This window comes from Actinoallomurus acanthiterrae (genome assembly GCF_054775715.1).
This window is the reverse complement of record NZ_BAAHCO010000001.1, coordinates 7,185,057-7,202,698: the sequence shown is the minus strand read 5'-3', so window position 1 is coordinate 7,202,698 and position 17,642 is coordinate 7,185,057. Positions and strand designations below refer to the sequence as shown.

15 protein-coding genes are annotated in these 17,642 nt (G+C 66.2%); 7 read left to right on the top strand and 8 right to left on the bottom strand.

Annotated features, from left to right (window positions below; genetic code table 11):
- Positions 1 to 119: 119 nt before the first annotated feature.
- From ACYVF7_RS33980 to ACYVF7_RS33960, 5 genes are read left to right on the top strand one after another with little or no spacing between them, the layout of a single operon-like run.
- Positions 120 to 1,415, top strand: a complete 1,296-nt coding sequence (locus ACYVF7_RS33980) for a hypothetical protein (protein ID WP_460348766.1) — start codon at positions 120 to 122, stop codon at positions 1,413 to 1,415.
- On the top strand, positions 1,412 to 3,151 hold the full coding sequence (locus tag ACYVF7_RS33975) for a type IV secretory system conjugative DNA transfer family protein (protein ID WP_460348765.1): 1,740 nt from the start codon (positions 1,412 to 1,414) through the stop codon (positions 3,149 to 3,151). Before ACYVF7_RS33980 ends, ACYVF7_RS33975 begins: the two co-directional genes overlap by 4 nt.
- Positions 3,152 to 3,207: 56 nt before the next feature.
- Positions 3,208 to 3,978 carry a hypothetical protein gene (locus ACYVF7_RS33970; protein ID WP_460348764.1) on the top strand — a complete coding sequence of 257 codons (771 nt, stop codon included), beginning with the start codon at positions 3,208 to 3,210 and terminating at the stop codon, positions 3,976 to 3,978.
- Entirely contained in the window at positions 3,975 to 5,141 is a 1,167-nt protein-coding gene (locus ACYVF7_RS33965; protein WP_460348762.1) for a DnaB-like helicase N-terminal domain-containing protein, read from the top strand. Before ACYVF7_RS33970 ends, ACYVF7_RS33965 begins: the two co-directional genes overlap by 4 nt.
- A gap of 39 nt (positions 5,142 to 5,180) precedes the next feature.
- A complete protein-coding gene (locus ACYVF7_RS33960) occupies positions 5,181 to 6,587 on the top strand; it encodes a DnaB-like helicase N-terminal domain-containing protein (RefSeq protein WP_460348760.1) in 1,407 nt (468 codons plus the stop codon).
- 74 nt (positions 6,588 to 6,661) lie between these two features.
- Here the strand turns inward: ACYVF7_RS33960 and ACYVF7_RS33955 are convergent, their stop codons facing one another.
- Positions 6,662 to 6,787 (bottom strand): hypothetical protein, encoded by a 126-nt coding sequence (locus ACYVF7_RS33955; RefSeq protein ID WP_460348758.1) that lies wholly within the window; start codon positions 6,785 to 6,787, stop codon positions 6,662 to 6,664.
- 277 nt (positions 6,788 to 7,064) lie between these two features.
- On the opposite strand from ACYVF7_RS33955, the gene ACYVF7_RS33950 reads away from it, so the two are divergent.
- Positions 7,065 to 7,373, top strand: coding sequence for a hypothetical protein (locus ACYVF7_RS33950; RefSeq protein WP_460348756.1), 309 nt, complete (start codon positions 7,065 to 7,067; stop codon positions 7,371 to 7,373).
- Positions 7,357 to 8,460 (top strand): hypothetical protein, encoded by a 1,104-nt coding sequence (locus ACYVF7_RS33945; RefSeq protein ID WP_460348754.1) that lies wholly within the window; start codon positions 7,357 to 7,359, stop codon positions 8,458 to 8,460. The genes ACYVF7_RS33950 and ACYVF7_RS33945 overlap by 17 nt, the downstream gene beginning before the upstream one ends.
- 206 nt (positions 8,461 to 8,666) lie before the next feature.
- Here the strand turns inward: ACYVF7_RS33945 and ACYVF7_RS33940 are convergent, their stop codons facing one another.
- From ACYVF7_RS33940 to ACYVF7_RS33910, 7 genes are all read right to left on the bottom strand, one after another.
- Positions 8,667 to 10,643 (bottom strand): hypothetical protein, encoded by a 1,977-nt coding sequence (locus ACYVF7_RS33940; RefSeq protein WP_460348752.1) that lies wholly within the window; start codon positions 10,641 to 10,643, stop codon positions 8,667 to 8,669.
- 143 nt (positions 10,644 to 10,786) lie between these two features.
- Positions 10,787 to 13,183, bottom strand: a complete 2,397-nt coding sequence (gene mobF / locus ACYVF7_RS33935) for a MobF family relaxase (protein ID WP_460348750.1) — start codon at positions 13,181 to 13,183, stop codon at positions 10,787 to 10,789.
- 1,203 nt (positions 13,184 to 14,386) lie between these two features.
- Positions 14,387 to 14,509: a hypothetical protein gene (locus ACYVF7_RS33930; protein ID WP_460348748.1), complete on the bottom strand. Its 123-nt coding sequence runs from the start codon at positions 14,507 to 14,509 to the stop codon at positions 14,387 to 14,389.
- Between the two features lie 479 nt (positions 14,510 to 14,988).
- Entirely contained in the window at positions 14,989 to 15,306 is a 318-nt protein-coding gene (locus tag ACYVF7_RS33925; RefSeq protein ID WP_460348746.1) for a hypothetical protein, read from the bottom strand.
- 198 nt (positions 15,307 to 15,504) lie between these two features.
- On the bottom strand, positions 15,505 to 15,765 hold the full coding sequence (locus tag ACYVF7_RS33920; protein WP_460348744.1) for a hypothetical protein: 261 nt from the start codon (positions 15,763 to 15,765) through the stop codon (positions 15,505 to 15,507).
- A gap of 80 nt (positions 15,766 to 15,845) precedes the next feature.
- A complete protein-coding gene (locus ACYVF7_RS33915; protein ID WP_460348742.1) occupies positions 15,846 to 16,244 on the bottom strand; it encodes a hypothetical protein in 399 nt (132 codons plus the stop codon).
- 612 nt (positions 16,245 to 16,856) lie between these two features.
- A complete protein-coding gene (locus tag ACYVF7_RS33910; protein ID WP_460348741.1) occupies positions 16,857 to 17,414 on the bottom strand; it encodes a single-stranded DNA-binding protein in 558 nt (185 codons plus the stop codon).
- Positions 17,415 to 17,642: the final 228 nt, after the last annotated feature.

The window sequence follows — 17,642 nt, the reverse complement described above, 5'->3', positions numbered from 1 at the left end:
GCGTCCCCGGCGTCGCGGGCGACGGGGCGCTGCGCCCGCGGTCGGGACGGCAACTGCGTCGCCTGAGTCTGGCGCCGCATCGCGCCACCTCCGATGTCCTGCAAGCCGTGTTCCCTTGGATGGCCGATGCCGGGATCGGGCACCTCGGCCAGTTCGTCGGCCATAACATGCTCGGCGGCCGATCCTTCGCTCACGATCCGTGGGACTGGTACGACGCGGGTGTCACGACCAACCCCAACATGATGATCTTCGGGGAGATCGGGTCCCGGAAGTCGACCCTGGTCAAGACGATGATCGCGCGGGGGTTTGAGTTCGGCCGCGACGCCTTTGTCACCGATGTCAAAAGCGAGTACTCCGACCTCGCCGCCTTCCTGGGGTACGAGCCCATTTTCCTGGGGCCGGGCCTCGGCGCCCGCCTCAACCCTTTCGATCCCGGCTCGGTGTGGGAGACCGAACGCGACGTCGTCACCGAACGGCAGCTGGCGATGCTCGTCGCCCTGGGCACGGCGGTGCTGGATCGGCCGATGAGCCAGTCGGAATTGACGCTTTGCAAGATTGCCATCGCCGCGGTGACCGACGGCGAACTCGAGGTGCACCAGGACGACGCCGGCGACCCGCTGCCGGTCGTAACTCCCGCTCGGCGGCTTCGGATTCCGGTCCTGCCCGAGGTCGTTGAGGCGATGATGCGGCCCGCCCCGCAGCATGTGGAGCGCCTTCCCTTGGACTGGGGGGCGCTGCGCGAGAACACCGCCGATTTGATCATGGGATTCCAGCGGCTGATCGACGGTGACCTGCGGTCAATGTTCGACGAACCCACCAACATCGACGCCGACCCGTCCGGCCGGTTCCTAGCCGTCAACTTGTCCCGGGTTCTCGAACAACGCCGGCAGGCGCTCCCGCTGGTCCGTATCTGCGCGACGTCATGGTTGCAATCAGCCCTCACCCGGCGTGACGGGCGCCGGCGCCTGGTCGTCGCCGACGAGGCCTGGGCCGACCTGACACTGGGAACCCTGCGCTGGTACCAGAGCAGTTTCAAACTCACTCGGCGTGACCTGGCGGCCAACGTCCTGGTGTTCCACAAGCCGGGTGATCTGCTCACCGCGGGCGATGCCGGGAGCGAACGCGAGCGTCTGGCCGAAGCACTCGTCGCCGACACCGGAACGACCGTCTTCTACCGGCAGCGTGCCCAGCAGATCCCGCTGCTGCGCGCCTACTACGGCATCAACGCCGCTGAAGAAGACGTGCTCCGTGCTCTGCCACCCGGTCAGGCGCTGTGGAAGGTCGGCGAAAGCCGTTCAGCCGTCGTCCAGCATGTCCGCTCTCCCATCGAGGCGACCTTCACCAACACCGACCCGGCCGCCGCAGACACCGCCCGCGATTCCACCCCGGCAACAGCACCAGGAGGCCAGGGATGAGCTCACCGTACGGGCCGCCCGGCGGCGGAACCGCCGGCGGAGCAGGCACCGATGGGCCCAACGGCGCAACCGAACCGATCTTCGTCATCGCCCTGCTGATCGTCACCGCCGTGGTCGGAGCGAGGATCATCTGGCTGGCCGCAGCGCTGGCCCGCCTACTATCGGGACGCGGCTGGCCGGCCGGGACCTTCGCCAAGGCTGGGTCCTTCAGCTGGGCGCTGATCTCCACCGGCAGCCAGGGGCACGCCTGGCGACACGCCTGCCACTCCGCGCCCGCTCCTGACGCGCTGTTCTGGATTCTGCTTACCGCCGTAATCGCCGGGCTGGTCTACGGGGCCGTGCGGCTGTTGCGCGTATGGCGGCAGCGGCGCCTGCACCGCGCGGCCCTCGGCGCGCAGTGGGCCACCGACCGGCACGAACAACGCATCCAGGTCCCCGACGAGCCGGCCCAGCGGCCTGGCCGGCTCATCGCCGGACGAAGCGAGCGGACCAGTCGGCTGCTGGCCGGGGAAGACTGCATCTCCGCGGTGGCGTTCGGTCCCAACGGGTCAGGGAAAACGCAGGGACTGATTAACCCGAACGTCCTGGAATGGGATGGCCCCTGCGTCGTCTCCACGGCCAAGGGCCCCGATCTGGACGCGATCCTCGCCGCACGCAAGGACCGGGGACCGGTCTGGATCGTGGCACCCGCGGGCCTGCCCGGCCGCCAGACCGCCTGCTGGTCACCCGTTCCCTACGCCGTCGACGACGACGCCGCTGACCGGATGGCCCGTTGGCAGGTCGAAGCATCCGCATCAGCCGATGACAAGACCGCCAAGCCGTGGGCGATGAAGGCCAGGGCGCTCGTCGGCCCACTCCTCATCGCCGCCCACCTGTCCGGAGGCGGCATCAGCAGCTTCTACCGCTGGAGCCTCGAAGGAGAAGATGTCCGCCGCGACGTCCGCAGCATCCTCCTCGAACACGGCCACGACGAGATGGCCGAAACCTACGAATCGGTGTGGCGGCTGCACCCCGACGGCATCGGAAGTGTGCTGTTCACCGCCTCCAACATCGTCGACGCCTACGCCAACCCGAAGGTACGCCAATCAGCGGCCCGCAGCGATTTCACCGCAGAGGAGTTCCTGGAAAAATCCGGCACGATCTGCATCGTCGCGCCCCCGAGCGAAGCAGAAACGTTCGCGCCCATGAACACCGCGATGATCGCATCAATCCTGTACGCGGCCGAGAAGAACTACGAGCAGACCGGGAAACCGCTGACGCCGCGCCTGCTCTTGGCGCTGGATGAAGCGGGGAACACCTTCCGCTACGCCCGGATGGCGACACTCCTGACGACCGCTCGCGGCATGGGAATCCAGCTACTCACCATCTGGCATGACCTCGCGCAGCTGGAAACCATGTACGGCAAGGAGACCGCCCGCACCATCCTGTCGAACTCAAAACTGAGGCTCCTGCTGAACGGCGTCGGCGACCTCAGCACCCTCCAGTATTTCTCACAGATGCTCGGAAACACACAGATCAACCGCTCCAGCGTCACCATCGGCACCGACGGACGCCACACGTTCGCCACCAACCCCAACAAAGACGAACTCGCACCCCTGCACGAACTACAGCAGCTCGACAAATGGCATGCCGTTCTGCAATACGACAACCTGCCTCCGATGCACATCGAAATGCGACGCGCGTTCGACGACCCCGACCTGCTGGCCCTCAGCAACCCCGAAAAGGCACACACATGACGGACACCACACCGGACGAGCCCGATGACTTCGGCGACCTGAGCCTGTTCCGGCCCATGCCCCTCGCCGCCGCCGACGACGCCAACACCTTCGACATACCGGGAAGCGTCGACTCGCCACCGCAATGGGTCTGGGAGGCGATGGAGCCCGCCGACCGCCGGGAGAACCTGGAACGTCTCCGGAACTGGATCACCTGGATGACCAACAGGCACTGCGAACCACCCGTCGACCTGCGGGATCGCATCCCAGGCTGCTGGTTCCTGCACCCCGGGCCGCTCGACCGCCTCACCGGCCTGTACCTGGAATGGCTCCGCGTCTACACCGCCGCCGGCGACCTGCCCATCCCCTCCTTCTTCGACGCACTCGACCGCCACACCAGCATGCTCGGATTCGCTGGCAAGTGCCTAAAACGCCGCCACGACGAACTCCAGGCCGCCGACCCCCTGCCCGACTGGGACACCTGGCTTGCGGAATCAGAATTCACCACCGCACCAGCCATCACCCTCGACTTCGCGACCCAGATGCCATCCAGAGAGGCGCCCATGGACATGTCATGGTTCGGGCCAGCCCCCGAAGATCACAAACCGACGATCCTGTCCGCAAGGGAAATGAAAGAACTGATCGAGGCGGGCGACGCGAACCAACTCGGGGGCACGCCGGCGGTGTTCTACGACGACGACTGGTGGTTCGGTGACGAGGAGACCTACGTACGCGTCGACGACCCTCAAGTCAGATCCGACATGAATAAGCAGGCACTCAAGCTCGAGGCCGCTGAGAAGGCCGCACTGGACATCCGTGCCATACCGGGTGAGGAAACCGAATCATGACGCCCCAAGAGAAACTCGCCGACGCCGTCCTGGGAAGCATTCTGCACGACCCCGGCCACCTGCTCCTCCTCGCCGCTCACGAGGTCCATCCCGTCGACTTCGTGAATCCCGTCCACCAAAAGCTCGGCTCACTAATGTACACGCTACTGAACACCAAAGAGAATGGAGGAAAGTACGTCTTCAATCTGACGGTAGAGGAAGACAAACACAGGTTCCTGGCGGTGATCTACGAGCAGGCACACAACCCTGCCTCCGCCTTTTCCGTTACCGACCTGGAACGGATGAAGAACACCTGCGAGCAACCACGCCTCATCGCGGAATACATGTACAGGATCGTCGAGCTGCAAGCGCTCGAGGTGATCCGCGCGCACGCCACGCGCCTCGCACGTGAACTCAACAGCGCAAACGACAAGCGCGATGGCATCGGCGCCGTGTTCAAACACGTCGGCCGAACCGAAGCCGTCCTGGCCACGCTCGCCGAACGACTCAAGAACTTCCGCCAAGAGCCGAGCGAAGCGCCATCGGACGCCGCCTCCGTTGACGAGGCGCCTGCAGAAGAACCGGTCTCGGCCCAATGGTGGCAGCGACGCCCGCGGCTGCCAGACCTCGAAACCTACCGCAGCGCGCGCCGAGAGGATCAGCTGATCGCCTCACTCGTGCAGCACCCCGAGCAGATCAGCCTGGTCAGGCACTGGCTGTCGCCGGAGGACTTCACCGATGGCCGGCGCGCGAAGCTGTATTCGCTCCTCCTCGACCTGGATCAACGCGTGATGCCCATCACCCCTCTCCTCGTCGTAGGGGACGCCCAAGTCCACGGACTCATCCCCGCTCACCCCCGGAGCGCAGACAGGCTCCTCAAACGGCTCGAGCGCCGCACCGTCGTAGCAGCCGTACACGTCGGCAAGGAAATTCTCGACGCCTCGGCCGCCCGGAACATCACTGCGGAGATAGACGCCCTACAGGCGGCAGCGGACAACCCGGCGCGTAGGGCAATCCCCGCTGGACTCGCGGCCCTAAATCGTATTCGAGGAGTCAAAGAGGGGCACGCGAAGTCCTACTACGGTCGGGCGCCCTATATCAGGGCAGAAGAGATCTCATCGCCGGCGGCAAGCCTGCCTCGCCGAACGGTGACGGCACCAGGAGGTGCCCCATCGAAAGTCTGACACCTGCGCGTGAACACCCAGGAGCGATAAGGACACAGAATGAATCCGCGACGTTACGCAGAACACGCACTCCTTGGTGCGCTCCTCCTTGACTGGAAGATCGCACAAGACGGTGATGCGTGGCCTGCGCATGAGATGTTCTACAACAGATCTGAACAGGAGCTATATCAGCGCATTGCGGCGGTCATCCGCGATGGAACAGGGCCATCGTCGACCGAAAGGGAGCCACTGGCGATCGAATGGGCTCGGATCCTGCGTGCCCGGACCGGCAAGAAGGTCCCGCCCGGTGATCTCATGCGGCTGATGGAAGCATGCCCCCGGGTCGCTAACGCGCGCTGGTATGCGCGAGCGGTCGTTGAAGCGCACGTCATGCGCGTCATCGGTAAGCACGCACGAGGCCTGGCGGCCGGATACGAACGCTGGCGCAGCAGCCAGGACGCGCAGATCGATGGCCTGTGGCCGGCTGTAACCGAGACCCTTGAACGGGTGGGGGAACTCTCCGATCAATGGGACAAGGCATCGGCGGCGGCCTCCGACCCGAGCTGGCATGGAGGCCAACTCGAAACGACAGATGCTCCCGAACCGACCGGCCGCCGCGATGCCGTGACACGCCGCGCGCGGATCGAGGTCGCCTTCGTCGGATCCATCCTTCACCATAAAGGGGTCTCTGATCCGGTATGGAACGCGGTGCAGCCCGACCGCCTGTACGACCGGGAGGCAGTTCAGATCTACAACGTGCTCATATCCCTGCGCGAAGCCGACACGCCGATCACACCCCAATCGATGTTCGCTCGAGCAAGAGACATCGGCTTGATTCCTGATGATGCGCAGGCAAAACGAGTCTGGGAGCGGTTCATCACCGGGGCGTCTTTGTCATCGACCTTCCTGGCGTATCAGATCGCGAGGTTCGATCGTCGGAGAACTCTAGAAGACAATCTGATCGCCGCGCTGCTCCAGAATCCGGGGCTGGTGAATGACATACGGGGAGTGGTCGCACCGGAAGACTTCATCACCCCTGGCCGAGATGTCCTCTACGCCGCGATCGGTGATCTGCGAGACAAGGGCTGGCCGGCCGATGCTGTTCTTCTATCGATCGAGGCGCAGCGCTTGGGGCTCATCGGAGAGATTCTTCGCCTATCGGCAGATGAGTTCGCGGCCACCTACAGGGCGTCACCAGCGGAACACATCGACGTTTTGGTCAAGGAACTGACACTCCGATCGTCGGAGACGGCGTTCGTTGAAGCTGTGATGGACCTCGCCGCGACAAGCCGCGACCCGCGCGGCACGGCTGAAAAAGCACTATTCCGGGCTGATGAAAGCCTCCGCGCTCTCCTGGACGGCCACTACGAACGAACCGCTCAGAACCGGGCGCCTGGAGATGCCTACACAGCCGATGCGTCCGACGCAGGAAACGGTGCGGCAGCCCCGAACGCGGCAATGCCATAATCGACGCTCGACAATTCCCGCACTTCCACCGCGCGAAGCGACACTGCGCGCGGTGGAAACGCAGGAATCTGTCTCTACAAGCGAACGCGTGTACCCCCGGACATACCGCCAACTGCAGCGGCGATGACAATGCCAAGGATGATGCACGCCGCCTTCACCGCGAACAACATCATCCTGCCTATCGCGACCAGCAGCGTCATCCACCAAGGTTCATATCGCATCTCCGCCGCCCCTCCGTTCTCCGGGTTTCGCCGATATCTATTCTATCACAGTTCATTGCACTAAAAAACGCGATTCAGGTTCGCTGATCGAATTGCGAACGAGAATTTCCCCGACCTTGTCGTCGGCTATTCATGCGCTGACATCCCCCGGCTAGCGTTCCGCTGACGCCTACGCGGCGTCTGGTGCCCTAGGTGAAGCACCAAGGCCCCCCGCACTGCCCTAGGCTGGCGGCCTTCGAGCCCCGAGGAGCAACGCATGAAGCATGACCGTCAGGACCCAGCTGCAGCAGGCGAGGACCCCGCCGACCAGCCCGTGGTGCCAGCCGATCCCACTGCCTACCAAGCGGCCGCCGGGATCCTCGACGCGATAATCGCTGCGTACTCCAGTCGTATCGCACAAGCCCCCGAATCGGCTGCTGGTCTGCTGGCTGCCCGCGACAGAATTGAAGCCGAAAAAAGAAATCTCAAGACCACCGATCACGCTAGCATCCAACGTATCGTCGCGAGGTATCCGGCGCTTCTGGAGCGGATCCGGAGAGGCCAATCCGATGGACGGACTTCCTGAACGGGAATCACGAGTCATCTTCGAGCGAGATATCCTTCCTCTCCTCGTCGGCGGCGGCAAAGGCCGCCCAAACCCCTGCGCAGTCTTCGTCCTCGACCGTCCTGGAGGATACGGAGACGCCATCCGCGCCATGGCGTATGAAAATCTCGGACCCAACGAAACGATCAACCTCGGTATCGGGGATATCCGGAACAAGCATCCGTCCTTCGACGAACTCGCCCGCATCGACAACCGCCACGCTGATATGCAGGTGGCTGACGATGTAGCGCGCTGGACTCGCCAGGCTCTGAACGTCATGCGCGGTCCGGATGCAGAAGAACGAGTCGGCAGGCGCCGCACAGGCCAGCCGTTGCGCCCACATCTCGTCACCGATATGTTCTCTATGGAGACGTTTAACGAGTTTCGGGGTGGGGCCGTCCAATGGCGTACCGCGCTGATCATCGACGCGGTCCGCGAAACGTGGAGTCTCCTCAACGCGGTCGAGCACGATCTGAACCTCGCCGAAGCGGTCGGCTACACCCCGCGGATCGACGTGGAGACACACGATGCCGTCTTCCATCGGGTTCTTCCAAAGCTCGCCCGCCGGGTCGATGAGGAGGGCCTGGTTGACAGGGTCACGATGTGCGCGATCTCCGGATTGCAACTCGTGGAGGTATACGGCAATCGCCTGACGATCCCGTCTGGGCCGGCCGAAAGCGTGACACAGGACCGCCAGCAGCGACGAGGTAACTGGGAGGGCCCGCCCGCCGCACTGGCGACACTGCACAGCGCGCGATCCGCCAAACCGACGGCAGAGGAATGCTCGCTTTTCGCGACGCGGGCGGCCGTGCAGCTGGCTCGGCTGGCCGACCACCGCGACGCCGCACCGCAACTCGCTCCCGTCCTGGCCGAGGCCGTCGACCGGGAGGCGGAGGTCCTTCAGCGGACCGTCGAGCAACTCACAACGGCTGCCGGCCGCGTGATGCGACCGCACGGCAACGTCAGACCCGCCCGCTGGCTGGACGCGAGAGCTTGCTCGGCATGGACGGACCGTCTGAGGTTCCCAGTCTTGAAGCCGGCAGCCGCAGGGCCCGACGCATTCAGGTGAAGATGTACGAGGCTCAGCTCGCAGGGCTGCGGATGCTCGGAAGACAGATCCGAGAACAAGTCACCAGTCCTCCGTCTGGCCGAGCGACATCAGCTCACCGCGGACACCCCGTGGCGTACCGACCAGATCACGCGTCTGACAGGGGACCAGGAGCACGCCGGAGCTGCTGAGGCGGCGGTCGGCAGACCTCGCCGATGGTGCCCGCGTCAGCGGTGAGATCCGGGAAGCCGGGTCCCGCGAACGGCGGGCGGCGCGTTACCTTCCACGCCGTACGAACGGCCGCCACCTATTTCAGCGGAAACGCGCTCGTGACCGGACGGCCGCCTGTGGGCGTTCGCTCCGCGAGTCGCGACAGTGCGCAGCCGCTGCTCCTGCGAGACGACCACCAACTGACCGGCCATCTCGGCCACCGACGCAACTAGTTCCTCGGCCTGGGATCGAGCGCGCTGGGCGTCGGCGAGGTCAGTGCGCCGGGCCGTCTCGAGCAGGCGGGGCTGCTGGTCCTGCCGCCGCGCCCAGCTCTCCAGCACGGACGCATACGACTGTACGGGACCGGCGACCTGCTGCAAGCGCGTCCGGCGTGTCGACAATTCAGCGATCAGGCGTCCACTGCTTTTGATGCGTCCACGTATGCGCTCAGCCTCAGAAGCGGCGTCGCTGAGATGGGTGCTGGATCTCCGATTTGGCACGGGCGAGGCGAGGTCAGCCTCAAGCTCCGCCAGCTTCTCGCGGAGGTCACGCTCGGCGGCGATCGCGTCGGCCAGGGCGTCCTCAGCCCGGTCGACCTCGCTGATTGCTTCTGCCTGCTGTTTGAGGCGATCGAAGGCGCGTGCGACGGCGATGACCGATGGTCCCTGCGAGGCCGTCGCGGCCGCGGTCTGCCGCTCGCTGCGGTCGACGACCTCGCGCAGGACCGGAAACGTCCGCTGCAACCCGTTGTTCAGGCCGGCCGCCATCGCGTTGATCTGGCGGTCGGTCAGATGCCTGAGGGGACGGGTAGGCCCCGATCCGGCGCGGCGCGCGCTCGTGCGGTTCGGTGCGGGGCGCGCGGCGGCGCGGGCCGCCTGAGCTGAGGCGGCGTCGTGCTCAGTTTGAGTGATGATCAGGCCCGGCGAGTCGGGAAACTCCCACACGGGCGCGTGGGATTCGTCTGCGGTCACGTCCGATGCAGGCGCGAGGCCCCGAGCGGGATCCGTCACCGTGCCGAGCCATGCGGTGACCTGGTCGGCGAGCGCGGACGCGAGCGCGTCCGACGGGCCTGCATCGTGTACCTGGGCCGCGTGCGCAAGGACGTGCCCTAGATCAAAGCCCGTGGTCTTGGCGGTGTCCAGAGCCTGCGCCAGATGCGGCCAGGTCGGATCGGTCAGGATGAGGGGCGCGGCTTCACCGAAGACCTGCCGGACCACGTCGGCATGCGGGGGAGCTGCCGCGCTGGCCTCGTCGACGGGGCTGAGGCACGCTTCATCCAGGGGGGCGATCCGTTCTCCGAGTTCTTCGACGATGAGCCCTTCGGAACCGGCGGCCTCGAGTTTGCGGCAAAACGCGTTCAGGACGCGGTCGAGCCGCTCCTGGTTCGTGCGTGGCAACCCGAGGGCGCTGATCTGACTTTGGGCTTCGACTTCGGAGCGTGGAAGGAAAAGGTGAGCTTCGCGGCGATCACGTGACAGTGCGGTGTATACCGCGTTCGTCAGCAGATGTGCGCCGTAGATCAAGGCGTAGTCGGCGGTCAGCCCTTGAGTTTTGTGGACGGTCATCGCGGCGCCGTAGGTAAGACTGCCGATACTGATATATGCGGGGGTTACCCATTCGCGGATCAGTTTTTCGCTGCCGTCGTTTCCGGTTTGGCGCCATTCCACCTCTACTCCACGTAGCCGGTCGACCGCTGTCACCAGGCCGCGGTATCCGTTGAGGACGTCGGAGTGGGTGCCTTTGCTTTGCCAGGCGCGGTATTCGTTGCGGCGGATCAAGACGATGTCGCCGACGGCGAAACTGATCTGGCCGCCGGCAGCCAGATCGAACGAGACCTCGCCGGTCGCGATCTCGCCGGTCGAGCGGCGGATCGCTCGCGCGGCGGCGTTCAGCTCATCAACGTCGGTGTTACGGCCGGCCAGCATCAGAACGTTCTCGATGGCGTCGTGGGCGTCCGGGTAGATCCGCCGACGCTCGTCCCAGAGGGTGAGCATCGCAAGGTAGCTGTCTTCGTGTGTCTCGCTCGCGTGGACCCGTCCATGGTCGGCCCAGGTGCGCAGTGCCGCGCGCCGCTCGTCGTCGCGCCACAGCTGCAGGGCGCGGCGTTCGACGACGTCGCTCTGGCGGAAGTTCGTGGTCAGCGTCCGCCCGGCGACGAGTGTGTGGACCGCCGCGAAGCTTCCCCCACGCCGGGCGACTGCAGCTGGTCAGGGTCACCGATTCCGACGATCTTGGTGCCGGTGGTCGCGGCGTGCGCGAGCAGCTGGGCCTTTTGCCGGTCATCGACCATCGCGGCCTCATCCACGATCAACACATCGACGCCGGTCAGCCCAGGACCACGCTGGATACGGTTGAGCCATCCGGCGATGGTCATCGTCCGGATCCCGGTCTCCAACTGCAGGTTGGCGCAGGCGACGGCGGCCGTCGACGCACCGGCCACGATCATTCCATCGGCCTCCCACGCGGCGCGGGCGATCTCCATGAGGGTGGTCTTACCGCTGCCAGGAACACCGACCACCGCGTCGATTCCGTGACCGGCGCGGGTGATGCGCTCCAGCACGGCGCGCTGTTCGTCGCTGAGCTTCATCGCGGGCCCGTGCCCGGCCTGGTGGACGTCGATGGCCATCTGCAGCGTGGCGGGCCGCACCACCGCGGTCCCCTGGCCATAGCGGGCGCGGGTCTGGGCCAGGATGACGCGTTCGGCCGCGATGATGTCGGCCGTGGTGAACCGCTTGCGGTTGGACAGGTAGGACGGTTTCGCGGACGCCAGCGGCACCGCGTACCTCGGGTGCTGCAGCACCAGGTCCGTCAACTCCTCGCCGTCGCGGTGACTGGTGATGCCGTGATCGATCGCGTCCATGACGGCCGTCAGAGCGGCGGCGCGGGTGAAGTCCTTGCGGTGTGCGGTCAGGCCGTCGCTCACCCGGAACACCCACCGGCACAACGTCTCGAGCTCTTCCTCGCTCGGCTCGGTGACATCCCGCGCGGGGGCCTGGTTGCGGGCCAGTACCTCGGCCACGATCTGCTCAGGGTCGTGCCCGGATCGGCGGGCCTCCTGCCGCCAGTAGGCGCGCAGGTCACGGGGAGAAGCCGCCACCGCCTCGCTGCTGGTTTTGGCTTCCTTCAACACGTTGCCGACGGCGTGCTGCTGGCGCGCCGTGCACGCGTCCAAGGGGATCCCCCAGGACTCGAATAGACGCAGGATCTGGTTGTTGCGCTTGGAGAACAGCCGGATGGTCGCGTCAGGCACACCGACGATGCTCCACACCCCGGTGACCGGGTTTCGCCGCCACTCAAAGCCCCACCGGCGCGCGGTGACCTCGCGCAGTCGTGCCTGCACCAAGGCGTCCAGCGCTTTGACGTGCCGGTACAGGTCACGGCCCCCGCCGGCGATCGTCGACCAGCGCCCGTCCTCGAGGGCGCGGCACAGGTTGGCGAGGGTCACGTGCGCGTGCAGGTGCGGATCACCGACTGCGGCGCCATCGACTGGTCGGGCCGTCCAGTGCAGCGTGGCCCACCCCAGGAAACCGCTGGACTCCACCCGTCTGGCCAGATCACCGTCGCCTTGATGGCCGCGCAGGCCGTAGGCCGCCCACTCTTCCAGCGCGGCGATTCCCTCGTAGACGCACTCGATGAACACGTCCCTCATCTGGTCGGCCATCTCGTCCTCGACCAGGGCGATGACGGCGCTGAAGTCCTTCGGGATATTAATTTCGACGTCATAACCGAGATTCCCGGCGATCACCGTCCGCCCGTCGAAGTGCCGGGCTTCGGCTACGGCGTCGGCGCCGTACACCGCGGTGAGTTCCACGCCGCATGCGCGCGCGACCCGTGACAGGTCACGGATGCGGGCGCGGTGGGACTCACCGAGCCGAACGACCTGGCGCTCCAACTGTGTGAAGGTCGCCCGGGTCCGGGGCCGTTCGATCAGGGCGAGTGGATCTTGTCCGAGCATCCGGGCGTGGTCGCGGATGGCCTCCAGGAGCGGCGCCGCAGGAAGCTTGGAGCGGGGGTCCGCGGCGGGCTTGTGGGTCAGGAGCGGCTGGCCGGTGTGGGGGTCCGTGCCGCGCATCAGGCTGTGCGCCATGGGGAACTGTTCGGGACGCAGGACCGTCCCGGGTTCGATGCCGAACTCCCGGCAGCCGTCTCCGATCCACCGCAGCGGCCATTCATCCTCATCCTCAGAGAAGGCGCTCGCCGCGTTGAGGTCGGCCAGCCGTCGTGCATCCGCAGGTGCGAAGACCTCGGCGGGATGCAGACCGGCCGCATCGCAGATCTGTGAGGCGGTGCTCATGTCCAGGCGGCCGTCGCCGTGGCCGATCCGTGCGATGGCGTCGGCGTACGCACCGGCGATCGCGCCGCCGCCGAGGAGCTGCTCGGCGGTGACGCCTCTGCGGTCGGCCATCTCCCGCACGACCTGGATCAGCGGCGTGGCGACGATCCGGTCGAACGAGGCCGGGGCGCAACGGTGGCCATAGACCAGGCGGTAGTCCGTCTGCTCGGGTGCCGAGCCGATGGCGGTTACCCAAGACATGACACGATTGCCGAGCCCTTCTGCCACTGCCCCAGTGGGCTCACTCACCGTAGGCGTCCGCGATCAGCGCACCGTCACCTACGCGTCGGCGCGTGCACCCTGCTTCCACTGGTGGCTGGCGACCGCCGCGCGGCCAGGCGGTCGCGGCGGCGAGAAAGTAGCTGCGCTGGCGAACTGCAGAAGAACCGGGGAGCGCGGCAGCAGAGGTCTCGCTTCTCGGCCGGCTGATCGGACCTGCTGCGGGCAGGCCAGACGCCGTGCGCGTACGCGAAGATCTGGGCTGGCTGGCTTCGCGCTGTGAGGTGTCGGAGGGCGCGGCCGACGACGGTCGGGCTGCCCCCTCCTGGGCGGCGAGTTGCGTGAAGAAACTTACGATACCTTAGCACTATTTGTTGATCTTGTATGTTGATCTTATATTGTAGGTTCAGTGTTGATGTCTTTGGTTTTCTTGTTGAGATTTATGGTATATGTATACTTTGATGTGAGTTGATAAATTGTTGATTGCTTCTACTTTGGTTAATTTGTGCGTATTGATGGTCTTGCGGGTATCGCCCAGCTTTACTCGTTCGTAGGTCTGGCTTAGCTTTCCGCGTGGTCCGAGAACATGCCGAAAAACGGGCGGGACCGAGCGGTCCCGCCCGCGATCACTTAACTGAGGCAGTCGAAGCAGACCCTGCCCCGGCGCGTGCGCAGCGTCTCGCTGAAGGTCTTCTCGTTCCTGCAGTCGACACAGAGCGTGACATCGAATTGGTTGGGTCGAACGTCGAGGTGCATGAGGAACTCGTTTCTTCTCGGGACGGACCGTGGCCGTCCGAACGGGAGGCGCCCTGTGCGGGCGCGTCGCTGGCCGAGCCAGCGGGACGCGTCAGCGCGTGCGCGCGTGGGAGGGCAACGGCGCGGCTTCCGGGCGGCGAAGATGTTTTGGGCCATCGGGAGGGTGGTGACGGGTGGCCGGTGCGGCAGAGGCGGATGCGTGGTGGCCCAAAAGATCTTGGGTGGCCGGATCGCTGGGTCGGGGGTTCGGCGAGCGGCGTTCGGGCGGTCCGGTGCAGCGCCGCGCCGTTGCCCTCCGGCGTGCGCAGGCGTTCAATCGCGCCTCGGCTCGGACGGCGACGCGCGTCACGGAGGTGCTCCAGGGCCCGAACGCCAAGAGAGGACGGACCGCTCGGGGGCAGGCAATCACGTTCCTGCCCCCGGCCCACGTCATCCGGCGACGCCGCCCGTGGCCCTTTCCACCAGTTGGCCGTCATAGATCATGCCGATGGAGTCGAGGAAGGCGTCTTCGTCCGCTTCGGAGAGGAATGGGGGAAAGACGAGACGGATCATGTGCGTTTCCTTCCGCGCGGGAGATCGCCAGGAGCCGGTGGCTTGCCGGCGTCCGGCTTGTGCGCTAGATCCAGCGCAGCCGTAAAGGGCGGGAGGGCAACGGCGCGGCTTCCGGGCGGCGAAGATGTTTTGGGCCATCGGGAGGGTGGTGACGGGTGGCCGGTGCGGCAGAGGCGGATGCGTGGTGGCCCAAAAGATCTTGGGTGGCCGGATCGCTGGGTCGGGGGTTCGGCGAGCGGCGTTCGGGCAGTCCGGTGCACCGCCGCGCCGTTGCCCTCCCGCCCGCGGCTGCGAAGATCCCGCGCCAAGCCGGACGCCGGCAAGTCACCGGCGCAACCGGCGCCCGCGCGACGGTCCCGCGCGTGATCACCGCAACCGCGTGCGGCAGCGCAGCACCAGCAGCCGCCGACAGGCCAGACCTTTCGTTAGAGGTCTGGCCTGACGCGCTTACCCTCCGGATCCGATGACGACCGGCATCACTACCGGGTGCCTACCGCCTGGGTCGAACGGAACTTCTCGAGGTACAGCTTCTCCAGGTGGGTCCACAAAGCATTCTCGCCTCCCCGGTACAAGACGGCTCGAACCTGTGCATGCTGTTCCCGGGTGAGCCAGTCCAGGGTGCAGGGGGTTTCCAGCCATTCGCAGCGTTCGAGGGTTCGGTCCGATGAGGTGGGATGCAGCAGAGTCGCCCGGGGGCTGTGCTCGATCGCCCCTCGTTCGCCGCGGACGATGAATCTCCCGCCGTCGAACACGAGTGGGTCGGGCACGTGGTTTCGTTCGAGCAGAGGGGCGGTCATGATGGTCTCTCCGATGAGCGCTGGGCGTCGAAAGATCGCCGGCGGCAGGCACCGCTGGCGATCTCACGCCGGTTCGGGGTCTGCCGGTCTCGGTGTGGGCACGTGCGAGATCAACCGGCCGTGAAACCGGCTGCACCTCGGCCCCTTGTGGTGTGACGCTCGGGCCCTGCCGGGAACGGCGGCAGGGCCCGAAAGCATTCATCCCGCGGCAGCTCCGATGACGATTCGCACGCTCGTACGTTTGCCGTTCAGCTCAATGCCGAGCTCGATGCCCCGGTCGTAGTTGCTCGTGTAGGTCAGCTCCAGGAAGTCAGCCACGTCGATTTCCCCCCAGAACCCTGCAGCGTTGGCACGCTCCATCAGCGTCGCCCGAAACGTGTAGGAGCTGATGACATGTCGCAGCGTCTCTTCGAGGAGCAGGGGCATGTCCACGGTCGGTGCCGTTGGTGGGGTCGGCAACAGAACTCCTTATGTTGGCCGTGAGAAATAGAGCTCGAAGGTGGCCCCGGGGCGGGGTGGACCCTGCCCCGGGGCTCCGCTCATCGGGTGAGGCCCGACAGCACGCTGTTCTGGGCGTCGCGTTCCAGGTCCCCGGCCGGTGCTGCGGCGCTGTCCTTCTCGATCGCGAAGATGAGGAAGGACGGCTGCCTGACCTCGCACACACCGTTATTTTTCAGGTGCTGCGGGGCGGACATGTCGGTGGCGACGACCCTGACGCGGTCGTTCATCGCGTACCCCTCGTCCATGATGTGCGCTGCGAGCTCCGGGTCGTAGGCAACCGCCCTGCGTGTGACCGCCTCGTTGTAGGCGCCGCGCCGACCCTGACGCCTGACCAGCTGCAAGATGCACAGCTCGCAGGCGTCGTCGTTTCCGTTCTTGAACCCTCGGGGCGCCTGCGCTAGACGGCCACTGAACTCGATGATGATCCCGTCCTGCATGGGGTCCTCCTTGGTGGGGTGTCGGGGGTTGGCCGCCTGGTGGCGGCTTGTGTCTGTGGATTCCGTCCCGACCTAAAGACGGGGCGGCGGCGCGTCGTTGTGGGCCCGCCACCGGGTGGCCCGGGGCGGTGAAGATGTTTTGGTTCCGCGCGCCTGAACGGCGCGGTGCCGGCGAGCCGGCTCCGTTGGCCGTGCGCGCGGGCCAAAAGATCTTGACGGCCCCGGTACGTGGACCGGTGATGTGCCGCAGTGCAACACGGTCGGGAGTATGGGCGTGCCACCCGGTGGCGGGAACGCGGCGGCGTGACGCAACCTGTCCCAGGTCGGGACGGGGTTCGCAGACAGGGCCTGATCACCACGCGGTCATCTCCGACACCCCGCACAAGGACGCCATCAAAGACGCGCACCATCACAACGGCAAGCAAGGCGTCAGGTGCGCCAACATCGGTACGCAGCTGTGTTCAGTCCCGCCTCGGTGGTCCTCACGATGGGCGAGGTCGCCGTCGACGATTGCGATGACGCAGACGAGCGTGGGGCAAAGCATGGCGGTGTCCTCGTCGGAGTACCGCTGCTCACCGGCCGCTAGAGCGCGGGACCGTCGGATTGCCCTGCTCAGAAGGATGCGGTGGCCCAGCGGTCGTCGGCCGGGGCGTTGTCGCCTCCGCCGAAACCGCCTCCGCCCTGGCCGCCCTGACCGCCACCGAAGTTGCCGCCCTGGCCACCGCCGTAGCCGCCGCCTCCACCGCCCTGGCCGCCGCCTCCACCGCCGCCGCCTCCACCGCCGCCGAAGCCGCCACCGCCGCCTTGGCGCTGGCTCTTGTTCACCTTGGCGGTGGCGTTCTTCAGGGACGGGCCGACCTCGTCGGCCTCGAGCTCGAAGACGGTGCGCTTCTCGCCCTCGCGGGTCTCGTACGACCGCTGCTTCAGGCGGCCCTGGACGATGACCCGCATGCCGCGCTGGAGGCTCTCGGCGACGTTCTCCGCCGCCTGCCGCCAGACGTTGCAGGTGAGGAAGAGGCTCTCGCCGTCCTTCCACTCACCGGACTGCTGGTCGCGGAAGCGAGGGGTGGAGGCCACGCGGAACGTCGCGACCGCTTGCCCGTTGGGCGTGAAGCGCAGTTCAGGGTCGGCGACGAGGTTGCCAACGATCGTGATCTGGTTGTCGTACATGAGTATCTCCTGCGGGTGTGGGCGAGGAAATGGAAATGCCGGGGGCTCATCGGCGTGCTCACGTTTGAACAGGGCTGCGAGGCATCGGACGACCTCTGATCTTGCGGTGATCGCGGGCGCCGCCGCGGTTCGGGCATATTCGGGCACCGCTGACCTGCCCCACGGGCTCACCAGCCGCAGGCGCTGATCGGTGACCGGCCGACGTGGTCGGGCGCTGACCACCGCTCG